At 71.9% G+C, this 12,108-nt stretch carries 12 protein-coding genes; 5 read left to right on the top strand and 7 right to left on the bottom strand.

All coding sequences use genetic code 11. The features are described from left to right. Both GTW43_RS24675 and GTW43_RS24670 read right to left on the bottom strand, forming a co-directional pair. Positions 1-713: biotin carboxylase N-terminal domain-containing protein (locus GTW43_RS24675; RefSeq protein WP_272922560.1), on the bottom strand; the 713-nt coding region annotated here is incomplete at its 3' end. 85 nt (positions 714-798) lie between these two features. Then, positions 799-2,421: a carboxyl transferase domain-containing protein gene (locus GTW43_RS24670; protein WP_161304224.1), complete on the bottom strand. Its 1,623-nt coding sequence runs from the start codon at positions 2,419-2,421 to the stop codon at positions 799-801. 86 nt (positions 2,422-2,507) lie between these two features. Between GTW43_RS24670 and GTW43_RS24665 the strand changes: the two genes are divergently transcribed. The 4 genes from GTW43_RS24665 (at position 2,508) to GTW43_RS24650 (ending at position 6,316) form a co-directional block, all read left to right on the top strand. Then, positions 2,508-3,101, top strand: a complete 594-nt coding sequence (locus GTW43_RS24665) for a TetR/AcrR family transcriptional regulator (RefSeq protein WP_161304223.1) — start codon at positions 2,508-2,510, stop codon at positions 3,099-3,101. 121 nt (positions 3,102-3,222) lie between these two features. Beyond that, positions 3,223-4,380 carry an acyl-CoA dehydrogenase family protein gene (locus GTW43_RS24660; protein WP_161304222.1) on the top strand — a complete coding sequence of 386 codons (1,158 nt, stop codon included), beginning with the start codon at positions 3,223-3,225 and terminating at the stop codon, positions 4,378-4,380. A gap of 34 nt (positions 4,381-4,414) precedes the next feature. Further along, positions 4,415-5,287: an acyl-CoA thioesterase II gene (locus GTW43_RS24655; protein WP_161304221.1), complete on the top strand. Its 873-nt coding sequence runs from the start codon at positions 4,415-4,417 to the stop codon at positions 5,285-5,287. A 21-nt stretch (positions 5,288-5,308) separates the two neighbouring features. Beyond that, complete coding sequence (locus GTW43_RS24650; RefSeq protein WP_161304220.1) at positions 5,309-6,316, top strand: cation diffusion facilitator family transporter; 1,008 nt, start codon at positions 5,309-5,311, stop codon at positions 6,314-6,316. A 56-nt stretch (positions 6,317-6,372) separates the two neighbouring features. On the opposite strand, the gene GTW43_RS24645 is transcribed toward GTW43_RS24650, so the two are convergent. Next, positions 6,373-6,786 (bottom strand): peptidase inhibitor family I36 protein, encoded by a 414-nt coding sequence (locus tag GTW43_RS24645; protein ID WP_161304219.1) that lies wholly within the window; start codon positions 6,784-6,786, stop codon positions 6,373-6,375. A 158-nt stretch (positions 6,787-6,944) separates the two neighbouring features. Here GTW43_RS24645 and GTW43_RS24640 point away from each other — a divergent pair, with 158 nt between their 5' ends. Further along, positions 6,945-7,931 carry a helix-turn-helix domain-containing protein gene (locus GTW43_RS24640; protein ID WP_161304218.1) on the top strand — a complete coding sequence of 329 codons (987 nt, stop codon included), beginning with the start codon at positions 6,945-6,947 and terminating at the stop codon, positions 7,929-7,931. A gap of 24 nt (positions 7,932-7,955) precedes the next feature. Here GTW43_RS24640 and GTW43_RS24635 read toward each other — a convergent pair whose 3' ends face one another. The 4 genes from GTW43_RS24635 to GTW43_RS24620 all read right to left on the bottom strand — a co-directional run. After that, on the bottom strand, positions 7,956-8,354 hold the full coding sequence (locus GTW43_RS24635; RefSeq protein ID WP_237536798.1) for a hypothetical protein: 399 nt from the start codon (positions 8,352-8,354) through the stop codon (positions 7,956-7,958). Between the two features lie 77 nt (positions 8,355-8,431). Continuing rightward, complete coding sequence (locus tag GTW43_RS24630) at positions 8,432-9,427, bottom strand: hypothetical protein (RefSeq protein WP_161304217.1); 996 nt, start codon at positions 9,425-9,427, stop codon at positions 8,432-8,434. A gap of 6 nt (positions 9,428-9,433) precedes the next feature. Next, positions 9,434-11,713 carry a hypothetical protein gene (locus GTW43_RS24625; protein WP_161304216.1) on the bottom strand — a complete coding sequence of 760 codons (2,280 nt, stop codon included), beginning with the start codon at positions 11,711-11,713 and terminating at the stop codon, positions 9,434-9,436. Positions 11,714-11,766: 53 nt separating this feature from the next. Beyond that, positions 11,767-12,108 (bottom strand): phosphatase (locus tag GTW43_RS24620; protein ID WP_202501901.1); only part of this gene is annotated, 342 nt, incomplete at its 5' end.

Here is a 12,108-nt window from a genome sequence, read left to right as displayed (position 1 = left end):
GGCGCCTCCTCGACGACCTTCTGGTGGCGGCGCTGGAGCGAGCACTCGCGCTCGCCCAGGTGCACGACGTGGCCGTGGGCGTCCGCGAGGACCTGGATCTCGATGTGCCGGGGCCGGTCGACCCAGCGCTCGACGAGCAGCGTGTCGTCGCCGAACGAGGCCCGCGCCTCGCGCCGCGCCGCCGCGATCTCGTCCTCCAGGACGCTCAGGTCGCGCACCAGGCGCATGCCCTTGCCGCCGCCGCCCGCCGAGGGCTTGAGCAGGACCGGGGCGCCCAGCTCGCGGGCCGCGTCCGCCAGATCGGGGTCGCGCCCGCCCGGTACCACGGGGACCCCCGCCGCCTGCACGGTCTCCTTGGCGCGGATCTTGTCGCCCATCAGCGCGATGGCGTCGGCGGACGGGCCGATGAAGGTCAGCCCGGCCTCCTCGCAGGCCCGCGCGAACGACGCGTTCTCCGCGAGGAAGCCGTAGCCCGGGTGGACGGCCTGGGCGCCCGTGCTGCGCGCCGCCTCGATCAGCCGCTCGGCCGACAGATAGCTCTCGGTGGCAGGCGGCGGGCCGATCCGCACCGCCTCGTCGGCCTCGCGCACGTGCCGCGCGTCCGCGTCGGCGTCGCTGTACACGGCCACCGAGCGGATGCCGAGCGCCCGCAGCGTGCGGATGACGCGGACCGCGATCTCGCCGCGGTTGGCCACCAGTACGGTCTCGAACATCATCGTCGGCCTCTCCCCATCACTGTTCGTCCCTGCCACCACTGCCGCTCTCGCCTCTGCCGCGCTGTCGCCGCCGTCACCGCCGTCACATCCGGAAGACGCCGAAGCCGGGGGACTTCTCCGGCAGCGGGGCGTTCGCACACGCGGTCAGGGCCAGGCCGAGCACCTGGCGGGTCTCCATCGGGTCGATCACGCCGTCGTCCCACAGTCGGGCCGTCGCGTAGTAGGCGCTGCCCTGCGTCTCGTACTGGGCGCGGATCGGGGCCTTGAAGGTCTCCTCGTCCTCGGCGGGCCACTCCTCGCCGCGCCCCTCCAGCTGGTCGCGCTTGACCGTGGCGAGGACGGACGCGGCCTGCTCGCCGCCCATGACGGAGATCTTGGCGCCGGGCCACATCCACAGGAAGCGCGGCGAGTACGCCCGGCCGCACATCGAGTAGTTGCCCGCGCCGTACGAGCCGCCGATCACGACGGTCAGCTTCGGCACGCGCGTGCAGGCCACCGCGGTGACCATCTTGGCGCCGTGCTTGGCGATGCCGCCCGCCTCGTAGTCCCTGCCGACCATGAAGCCCGAGATGTTCTGCAGGAAGACCAGCGGGATGCCGCGCTGGTCGCACAGCTCGATGAAGTGGGCGCCCTTCTGGGCGGATTCGGAGAACAGGATGCCGTTGTTCGCCACGATGCCGACCGGGTGGCCGTGGATCCGGGCGAAGCCGGTGACGAGCGTCTGCCCGTACTCGGACTTGAACTCGGCGAACTGCGAGCCGTCCACCACGCGCGCGATGACCTCACGGACGTCGTACGGAGTGCGCGAGTCCACCGGCACCGCGCCGTACAGGCCCGCCGGGTCGACCTTGGGCTCGATCGCGGCCCGCACCGACCACGGCAGCGCGCCGCGCTCGGGGAGCGTCGCGACGATGGTGCGCACGATGCGCAGCGCGTGCGCGTCGTCCTCCGCGAGGTGGTCCGTGACGCCCGAGACGCGGGAGTGGACCTCGCCGCCGCCGAGCTCCTCGGCGGTGACGACCTCGCCGGTGGCCGCCTTCACCAGGGGCGGGCCGCCGAGGAAGATCGTGCCCTGGTTCCGCACGATCACCGCTTCGTCGCTCATCGCCGGGACGTACGCGCCGCCGGCCGTGCAGGAGCCGAGCACCGCCGCGATCTGCGGGATGCCCGCGCCGGACATCCGTGCCTGGTTGTAGAAGATCCGGCCGAAGTGCTCGCGGTCCGGGAAGACCTCGTCCTGCATCGGCAGGAAGGCGCCGCCGGAGTCGACCAGGTAGATGCACGGCAGCCTGTTCTCCAGCGCCACCTCCTGGGCGCGCAGGTGCTTCTTCACGGTCATCGGGTAGTACGTGCCGCCCTTGACCGTCGCGTCGTTGGCCACGATCACGCACTCGCGGCCGCTGACCCGGCCGATCCCGGCGATCACGCCGGCGGCGGGCGCCTGGTCCCCGTACATCCCGTCGGCCGCCAGCGGTGCCAGCTCCAGGAAGGGGGAGCCCGGGTCGAGCAGCGCGTCCACCCGCTCGCGCGGCAGCAGCTTGCCGCGGGCGGTGTGCCGGGCGCGGGCCTTCTCGCCGCCGCCGAGCCGGGCCGCGGCGAGCCGGGTGCGCAGCTCGTCGCCGAGGGCGCGGTGCGCCGCCTCGTTGGCCCGCCACGCCTCCGACGCGGGGTCGGCCGCGCTCGTCAGCTCCGGTGCCTCGTGCATCGTGCGGTCCCCTCACCGAGTTAATGAGCGTTAACGCTGTGCGTTCAGGTTAACGCTCGCTAACAGCCCTGTCTAGAATTGCAGCCATGGCCACCAGAACCGACGCCCCCACGCGGCGCGAGCAGATCCTCAGGGAGGCCGCCCGGCTCTTCGCCGAGCGGGGCTTCCACGGTGTGGGGGTCGATGAGATAGGTGCCGCGGTCGGCATCAGCGGCCCCGGTCTGTACCGGCACTTCGCGGGCAAGGACGCGATGCTCGCCGAGCTGCTCGTCGGCATCAGCGGTCAGCTCCTGACCGGTGGCAAGCACCGGGTCGCGGAGGCCGGTCAGGGCCCCGAGGAGCTGCTCGACTCGCTGATCGAGGGCCACATCGACTTCGCGATCGACGACCGCGACCTGATCACGCTGCACGACCGCGAGCTGGACCGGCTGCGCGACAGCGACCGCAAGCTGGTGCGCCAGTTGCAGCGCCAGTACGTGGAGCTGTGGGTGGAGGCCGTGCGCAAGGTCTATCCGGAGCTCGCCGAGCCGCACGCGCGCGTGGCGGTGCACGCGGTCTTCGGGCTGCTCAACTCGACGCCGCACCTGAGCCGCCCCGGCGCGCTGCCGGGCCGGGCCGGCACCGCCGGGATGCTGCACAAGCTGGCGCGGGGCGCCTTCGCCGCGGCTGCGGCGCGGTGACGTATCCGGCACGCTGGGGTGCGCCGGAGTGACGCGCGTCTCTGGACGGTGCGGTGACTGGCCGGTAACGTTCCATGAGCAAGCGCTTAGTCGTCGTATGAGGTCGTAGAGGGAGCATTCCGTGCGCCGTACCGTTTTCAATGAGGACCACGAGGCGTTCCGGGAGACCCTGCGCGCCTTCATCGAGGCCGAGGTCGTCCCGCACTACGACGAGTGGTTCCAGGAGGGCATCGTCCCCCGGGAGCTCTACGGCAAGATGGCCGAGCTCGGCCTCTTCGGGATCAACGTGCCGGAGGAGTACGACGGCGCGGGCATGGACTCGCACAAGTTCGAGGCCATCCAGTACGAGGAGACCGCCCGCGCGGGCGTGTCCTTCGGCGGCTCCGGCGTGCACACCCTGCTCGCCCTGCCCTACATCAAGATGCTCGCGACCGACGAGCAGAAGAAGCGCTACCTGCCGAAGTTCGTCTCCGCCGAGGAGATGTGGGCCCTCGCGATGACCGAGCCGGGCACCGGCTCCGACGTCGCGGGCATGAAGACCACCGCCAAGCTCTCCGAGGACGGCACGCACTACGTCCTCAACGGCGCCAAGACCTTCATCACCGGCGGCGTCCACGCCGACCGCGTCATCGTCTGCGCCCGCACCTCCGCGCCCACCGCCGAGGACCGTCGCTTCGGCATCTCCCTCTTCGCCGTCGACACCAAGTCCGAGGGCTACTCCATCGGCCGCAAGCTCGACAAGCTCGGCCTGCGCACCTCCGACACCGCCGAGCTCGCGTTCGTCGACGTCAAGGTCCCCGCCGAGGACCTCCTCGGCGAGGAGAACAAGGGCTTCGGCTACCTCGGCACGAACCTGGCCTCCGAGCGCTGGGGCATCGCCTACGGCGCGTACGCGCAGGCCAAGGCCGCCGTCCGGTTCGCCAAGGAGTACGTCCAGGAGCGCGCCGTCTTCGGCAAGCCCGTCGCGTCCTTCCAGAACACCAAGTTCGAGCTGGCCGCCTGCCAGGCCGAGGTGGACGCCGCCGAGGCCGTCGCCGACCGCGCCCTCGAGGCCCTCGACGCCGGTGAGCTGACCGCCGCCGAGGCCGCCTCCGCGAAGCTCTTCTGCACCGAGGTCGCCCACCGCGTCATCGACCGCTGCCTCCAGCTGCACGGCGGCTACGGGTTCATGAACGAGTACCCGATCGCCCGTCTGTACGCCGACAACCGTGTGAACCGCATCTACGGCGGCACCAGCGAGGTCATGAAGATGATCATCGCGAAGAACATGGGCCTGTAACCGGCCGCACACAGCCGCCGGATACAACTGACCCATGCACCAGGCACTCACGTCCCTCCTCGATCTGCTCGACCTCGAGCAGATCGAGGAGGACATCTTCCGCGGCCGGTCCCGGTCCGCCGTCGTCCCGCGCGTGTTCGGCGGGCAGGTGGCGGCCCAGGCACTGGTCGCCGCCGGACGGACCGTCCCGGCCGACCGGCACGCCCACTCCCTGCACGCGTACTTCCTCGTCGCGGGCGACCCGGGCGCGCCCATCGTCTACACCGTGGACCGCATCCGCGACGGCCGCTCCTTCACCACGCGCCGCGTCGTCGCCGTCCAGCACGGCCAGCCGATCTTCCACCTCTCCGCGTCCTTCCAGACGTACGAGGACGGGCTCGACCACCAGGCGCCGATGCCGTCCGCGCCCGACCCCGAGTCGCTGCCCACGGCCGCCGAACTGCTCCCGCGCTACGCGGACTCCGTGCTCTCCGCGGACGTCGTCGCCCGGCTCCTCGAGGCCCGCGAGGCCATCGACCTGCGCTACGTGGACGCGCCGCCGTTCGCGTTCGTCGGCAAGCCGCAGCCGCCCCGCTCCCAGGTGTGGTTCAAGGCCGGCGGCAAACTCGCCGACGACCCGCTCCTGCACGTCTGCCTCGCCACCTACGTGTCCGACATGACGCTGCTCGACTCGGTGCTCCTCGCGCACGGGCGCGGCGGCTGGGCCGTCGGTGACGTCGTCGGCGCCTCGCTCGACCACGCCATGTGGTTCCACCGCCCCTTCCGGGCCGACGAGTGGCTGCTCTACGACCAGGAGTCACCGTCCGCGTCCGGCGGCCGCGGACTCGGCCAGGCCCGCATCTACACCCAGGACGGACAGCTCGCGATCACCGTCATCCAGGAAGGCGTCGTTCGCGTTCCCCGCTGAACGGACATACCGTCCCGATACATGAGCGACGCAGGGGCTGACGAGAAGGAAGCGACCGCACCGGCGGAGCCGGCGGACCCGCCGGCGGGCGGCGAGAGCGTCTTCACCGTCGTCGTCGCCGCGGCCGCCAACCTGGGCATCGCCCTCGCCAAGGCCGTCGCCGGAGTCATCAGCGGATCCAGCGCGATGCTCTCCGAGGCCGCGCACTCGTTCGCCGACACCGTCACCGAGCTGCTCCTGCTCACCTCGCTCAAGCGCAGCGAGAAGCCCGCCGACGAGGAGCACCCGCTCGGCTACGGCGGCGAGCGCTACGTGTGGGCGCTGCTCGCCGCCGTCGCCACGTTCGTCGGCGGCGCCGTCTTCTCCCTCTACGACGGCATCCACACCCTGGTCGCAGGCGAGGACCTGGGCGACCCCCTCGTCTCGTACATCGTGCTCGCGGTCGCCTTCGTCCTGGAGGGCTTCTCGCTGCGGACCGCGGTGCGCCAGGCCCGCGGCGCGGCGGCCCGCACCCGCACGCCGTTCCGCACGTATCTGCGGCGCACCCCCGACACGGCCGTCAAGGCCGTCGTCCTGGAGGACAGCGCGGCGCTCGCCGGTCTGCTGCTCGCCGCGGGCGGGCTGCTCGGCGGGCAGCTCACCGGCTCGGGCGTGTGGGACGGCATCGCCTCGCTCGGCATCGGCGCGCTGCTGCTGTGGGTGGCCTGGGTGCTCGGGCGGTCCAACGCGGAACTGCTCGTCGGGCGCCCGCTGCCCGCGTCGGTCCGGGACGGCATCCGCGAGGTGCTGCTCGGCGTCGAGCACGTCGAGGCCGTCCTGGAGCTGACCACGCTGGTGCAGGGCCCGCGCGAGGCCCTCGTCGCCGCGAAGGTCGACTTCCGCGACGCGTCGACCGCCGCCCAGATCGAGTGGGCCTGCGAGGACGCGTCGCGGCGGCTGCGCGAGCGGTACCCGGCGGTGCAGCGGGTGTACCTCGATCCGACACCGGGCTTCGCCCAGCGCCGGACCGAGGGTCTCAACCCCTGGTGATCACACCGTGGCGATCACACCGTGGTGATCACGTCGTGCTGATCACACCGTGGTGATCAGCACTCGCCGCGCCACTTGACGCCCTTGACCGTGGCGTTGGAGTAGCCGTGGTCGTCGTTGGCGTAGCCGATGTTGCCCTTGCCCTCCGAGGCGCCGTAGTGCACGCACTGCGAGACCGAGCGGTAGTGGCCGTGCACCCAGTACGAGTACTTCAGCTGGACGTGGTCGAGGCCCGGCTGCGGCTTGCCGTTGTTGAAGTACGACCGGATGCCGGTGAGCGAACCCGACCAGTTCGCCCAGACCTTCTTCTTGAGCTTGCCGCTCTGGTTCGGCCCCGAGTAGAAGCAGATCGCTCCCTTGGGGCAGTCCTTCGCGCTGTCGGCCGCCGCCGTGCCCGGCACGGCGACGAGTGCGGAGGCGGCGATCCCCGTGGTCAGCAGGGCCGCGGCCGCCTTGGCTCGCAGGTTCATGCGATTCCTCCCGTTTGTGTTGCTTGCCACGAGAGCGTCGCGTGTCGCGGAAAGGCTTGGCAGCACCGTTTGGGCAGGGCCAAAATGTCGGACTCGTGCCCGACGCGGGTAAGGGTCCTCACGCAGGACCGCACGGGGGAACCATCGGGGGTGCAGCGATGCTGCGAATTCACTTCACCGGGGACGATCTGCTCAGGCTGCGCCTGGTGCCGGAACCGGATCCGTTCTGGGAGGTCGCGAGCAGCCTCGTCCGGCTGCAGACACGACAGGACGAGCCCGTCCTGGGCACCTGGCGGCGCAGCACCCTCGCGGGGCTGCGCGCCCGCGAACCGCTGCGCAGGTCGGGCGCCATGCTCACCGCCCTGGTGCGCAACGTCGCCTACTTCCCCGACTTCCTCACCCCGCCCGTCGGAGGCGGCTGGGACGAGGGCGTCGACACCGTCCTCGCGACCCCGTGCCGACGGCTGCGCCAGGAGATGGAACAGCTCGCCGCCGTCACCGCGATGCCCGGCTGGACCGAGGCGCTCGGCCGCGGCGCGCCCGCCACCATGACCTGGCTCGGCCGCTCCCTGCACGGCTACCGGGACACCGCACTGGCCCCGGTCTGGCCGACGGTGCTCTCCCGGGTCGCCGCCGACGTCGCCCTGCGCACCCGGCTGCTCCTGGCCGGCGGCAGCGAGTCCCTGCTCGACTCGCTGCGCCCGCTGGCCGTGTGGCGGCCGCCCGTCCTGGAGGTCGGCTATCCCGTCGACCGCGATCTCCACCTGGAGGGGCGCGGGCTCGACCTCGTGCCCTCGTTCTTCTGCCACCGGGTGCCGATCAGCCTGGCCGACTGCGCGCTCAAGCCCGTCCTCATCTACCCGGTCGACCGGCAGGGCACGGACCTCGCCCTCGCCGACGGCGCCGCCTCCGGGCCGCTGGAACGGCTGATCGGGCCCACCCGCGCCGCGATCGTCGCCCACCTGTCCGCCGGGGGCTGCCGCACGACCACCGAGACGGCCACCGCGATCGCGGTCTCCGTGCCCACGGCCAGCCAGCAGCTCGCCCTGCTGCGCGACGCCGGTCTCGTGCTCAGCCGCCGCGACGGGAAGTACGTGCTGCACCGGCTGAGCCCCCTCGGCCGGCGGCTCGCCCCGCCCGCCTGACCGGGCGGGGCCGCTCCCGCGGGCTCAGTACCCGGTCAGCGGGGACGGCACCTGCTGGGCCCGGCCGCCCACCTGGTGGTCCGTGCCGCCGAACAGCGTGTTCGTGGCGCGCAGCGACTGCTTCTCGCCGCCGAGCCGGGTCATCAGCGCCTGCACCTGCTCGCCCCACGTGGTGTGGGCCGACTTCAGCGCGCCCGAGGTCGCCCAGCCGTCGCCGTCCTTCGGGCCGAACTCCTTGACCGCGGCGCCGGTCGACTCGTCGGCGAGATCCCCCGCCGTGCGGGTGCCCGGCTCGATCGTCTCCTCGATGGACTTCGCCGCCTTCTTCTTCTCCGCCGGTGTCGAGGCGAGGTAGGGCCCCTGGAGACCGCCACCGCCCTGGTCACCCGGAGCCTGGTTCAGTCGCATGCCCACGTCGCTCATGGTGTGTGTCCTCCCCTGTGCCGGAACGGCCGGTCCGTGCGGACCGGCCTCTCGGTGTGTCGGTGGTGCCGGCGGCGTCAGCCGCAGTGCAGCGCGCCGCGCGCCGCCGCGCCGAACGTGTCGGCGAGCCGCGCCGTGTCCGGTACGCGCGTGGCGGCCCGCTCGGAGTCGTCGAGGTACCGCAGGTCGTGGGCGAGCACCGTCTCCTGCCCGGCGCACCGGACGCGGTCGAACGCGCGGCCCTTCAGCGTGGCGGCCATCGCCGGATCGCGCACGACGGCGAACCGGGCGAACGGCCCCTCCTTGTCGCCCGCGAACGACACGTCGCAGTAGAGGCCCGCGGACAGCGACCCCGTGATCTCCTCGCGCAGGGCGGAACCCTGCGGGCCACGGACCCCGGGGAGCCGGAATCCCGCGATGCCGCAGACCTTCTCCGGGTCGGTGTCGCGCGGCGCGGACGGGACCAGGGTGCGGCTCGACCGGCTGTCCGGCCCGGCGCACCCGGCGTCCGCCGCGAGCGCCTGCGCGGCCGACGTGACCACGCGCCGCATGCCGTCGGCGTCACCCGGCGCGTCCTGCCCGGTCACGTCGGCCCGCACCGCGGGAACCGCTCCGTCCGTGCCCTTGCAGGCCGGGACGAGGGCCCAGCCGCCGTACGCGTCGTACGTGCCCGGGGCCGCGCCCAGCTGCACGGGCCGGCCCGCCGAGACCTCCCAGACCCCCTTGCGGAACGGGAAACCGGACTGCTCCCGCACGCTGCGCAGACTCAGCCGCTTCTCCTTGCCCGGCAGCCAGCCGGTGAGCTCCACCGTGCAGCCGGTCGCCGAGTCCTCGGAGGCCGACACCCGGCCCAGGCCGCCGCCGAGCGCCGCCGCGGCGGCGTCCGGCGTCACCCAGCCGTGGCAGATCCGGTCCGGGCCCAGCACGTTCGTGTGGAAGTAGGCGAACGTGCCGCCGCCGAGCAGCACGACCGCGGCGGTCAGCGCCGCGGCCAGGACGCCCCGCCGCCGGCGCCGCGGCGCCCCCGGCCCGCCGCCGGCCTCCGTCACGTCACGCGTGCGTGCGGTCTCCACCGTGCCTCACTCCCAGCCCAGGTAGACGGCGGCGTCGCCCCGGGACGTCCCGTAGGACTGCTTCGCCTCGTCCCGCATCGCCTGCCATGCGTCCCAGTTCGGGTCGTGCCGCGCGTTGCTCTCGTCGTCGATGTCGACGCCGCGGTCCACGGCCCACTTGTCGATCATGTCGTACGTGCCGTTGATGCCGGACGAGTAGTGGTCCGAGTTCTTCTCCTGCGCCTGCGAACTCGCCGCGTCCGCCACGTCCTTGGACCACTCGTACGTCGCCGCGTCCACCAGGCGCTGCGCCGTGTCGCCCAGGACCGGCAGCCCGGTGATCGGGGCGCCGGCCCCGTGGTACGCGTACCGGGCCATGTCGTTGGCCGCGGCGATCTTGCCGTCGCGCTCGTCGAGGATGACGTCGGACCCGATCGAGTTCATCGCGCCGGTGACGGCGCCGAGATCACGGGCGGGGTTCTTCCAGGCGTCGTTGCCGCCGCCCGGGGCGTCCGGTGCCTCCGTCATCCGGTCGAGCGCGTACTGCCGTTGGGTGTCCTGGAGCAGGGCGTACGTCTGGTCGTCGGAGGACACACCGCGCATCACGCGCATGAGGCTGTCCTTGCCGACGGTGATCCCGGACTTGTCGCCGTCCGTCCAGACCTCGTCCTTGCCGTGCGGGCTCCCGTACTTGGTGCCGTTCTCGGCCAGGATGTTGTGGTTGTCCATGGCGTAGTCGGCGATCGCGTGCCCCAGCGGCCTGCGCAGGTTGGCGTGGACTTCCTCGCCGCCCGCACCGTCGTCGAGCACCTCGATCGTGCTCTGCATGACCCGGGCCTGCGCCGCCGTGTGCGGGCCGGGCTTCCCGCCCGACTCGCCCTCGTGGAGCGGCTCGTGCCCGGTGGTCGCCGCCTCCAGGGCCCGGCCCAGACCGATGCGGCTCGTCGGGTCGTCCAGCTCGGTGACCGCGTAGCCGGTGATGACGTTCTTCGGCCACTCGCGGGCGCCGTCACCGCTTCCGGCGAGGTACTTCAGGTGGTCGTTGCCGACGTGGTCGGCGCCCGAGCCGTTCCCCGACGGGTCGAAGAACGCGGTGGCGGCATCCGGGTTGCGGCTCATCAGATCGAGGGCGCCGTCCACCGCGTCCGTCTCGATGCCGTCGTGGCCGGGACCCCACATCGTGAAGATCCCCGGATGGTCCTTCTCCGCCTGAATGGTCTGCTCGCCGAGGTCGTACAGGAACTGGTCGTCGAAGTCCTTGTCGGCGTGCTGCATCAGGCTCACGTACGACTGGTAGCCGTACAGCGGATTGGTGTTGGGGCCGAAGTTCTTCGTCCCCTCCTTCTTCATGGAGTCGGACCACTCCTTGTAGAAGGCGCCGTCCTTGCTGTTCACCCAGGCGTTGAACGCCGGGGAGCCGGGCGGCATGTCCTTCACGCTGCCGGGCACGGCCGTCGCCGTCGCCATGGAGTTGGCGAGGTTCTGCTGGATGTCCGCCAGTTGCAGCTTCTCGCTGCCGTCGGCGTCCTGCACCCGGTCGTTCAGCTCGTTGCCCAGCTCGATCGTGGTGTGCGGGCCCAGGTCGTGCAGCAGCTCCTGGCTGAAGGCCCGGTCGTCGTGGTTGTCGCGCAGCGCCCGCTGGAGCTGCTCCATCTCCTGCGCCGACACCTTCTTGCCGTCGGCGACGCGCTGCGCGATGTCCTCGACGGCGTCCGCCTCGTAGACCTCGACGTCGCCCTTGGCGCCCGCGTTGAAACCGCCGGGCATGCCCTTGAGCGGGTCGCTGTCCTGCACGACCGCCTTCAGCGCGATCCTGACGCCCTCGTCCGCGTCGCCGACCGCCTCCACCGCCGTGGCGATGTGCGCGGTCCACGAGCGTTCGGTCGCGGGGAGGTCGGGGTCGTGGTGGATCGAGAACGCCTCGTCCTGGCTCACCTTCGAGAAGTCGAAGTGGCACACGCCCTGGTCGGAGACCTTCATCCCGGCCTTGACCGCGTCGTCCCTGGCCTGTTCGACCTTCTTCCTGAGGTCGACGAACTGGGTGTGTGCGTCACGCAGCAGGGAGGCGACGGCCTTGGCCTCCTTCTGCGCGGCCTGGATCTCCTTGAGCGTGACGTCGAACCGGGCGTTGGCCGCGTTCGCGCTCAGCCCGTTCCAGATCGGGCCGCCCAGCGAGATCTTGTGCACGTCGTCCCGGTACGCGGGCTCCACGTGGTCGTGGAGCGACGTCGCCATCGCGTCCCACTTCTCCGCCGCCGTCGTCAGCTTCGACAGGTCCGTCGTCAGCACTTCGTGGTAACTCGGCATGCTTCCCCCCGGAATGATCTTCTGCCCCCGTGCATCGTACGGGGGCAGAAGGATCAACTGTCCAGCAGCCCCGCCGCGTTCAGGAGGTACGCCGTCATCGGGTCGTAGTGGCGGGGGCTCGTCACATGGTCGTCCAGGGGAACCGTGACCTGCATCGTGCCCTCGGCCTCGCCGACGAACAGCGCCGGGTCGTTGCAGTCCGCGTAGCCCACCGAGTCCAGGCCGCGCTGGGCTGCGCAGCCCGCCCAGCCGTGGTCCGCGACGACCAGGTCGGGCAGCGGGCGCCCGGACCGCTCCAGGCCGTCCAGGATCCGGGTCATCGGATCGGGGGAGTGGGTGTGCCACAGGGTCGCGCCGCGCTCCAGCATCGCCACGTCCGCGAACTGGAAGACCAT

Source organism: Streptomyces sp. SID5785, assembly GCF_009870065.1.
Lineage (GTDB): Bacteria > Actinomycetota > Actinomycetes > Streptomycetales > Streptomycetaceae > Streptomyces.
This window is presented reverse-complemented; position numbering and strand designations above follow the sequence as displayed.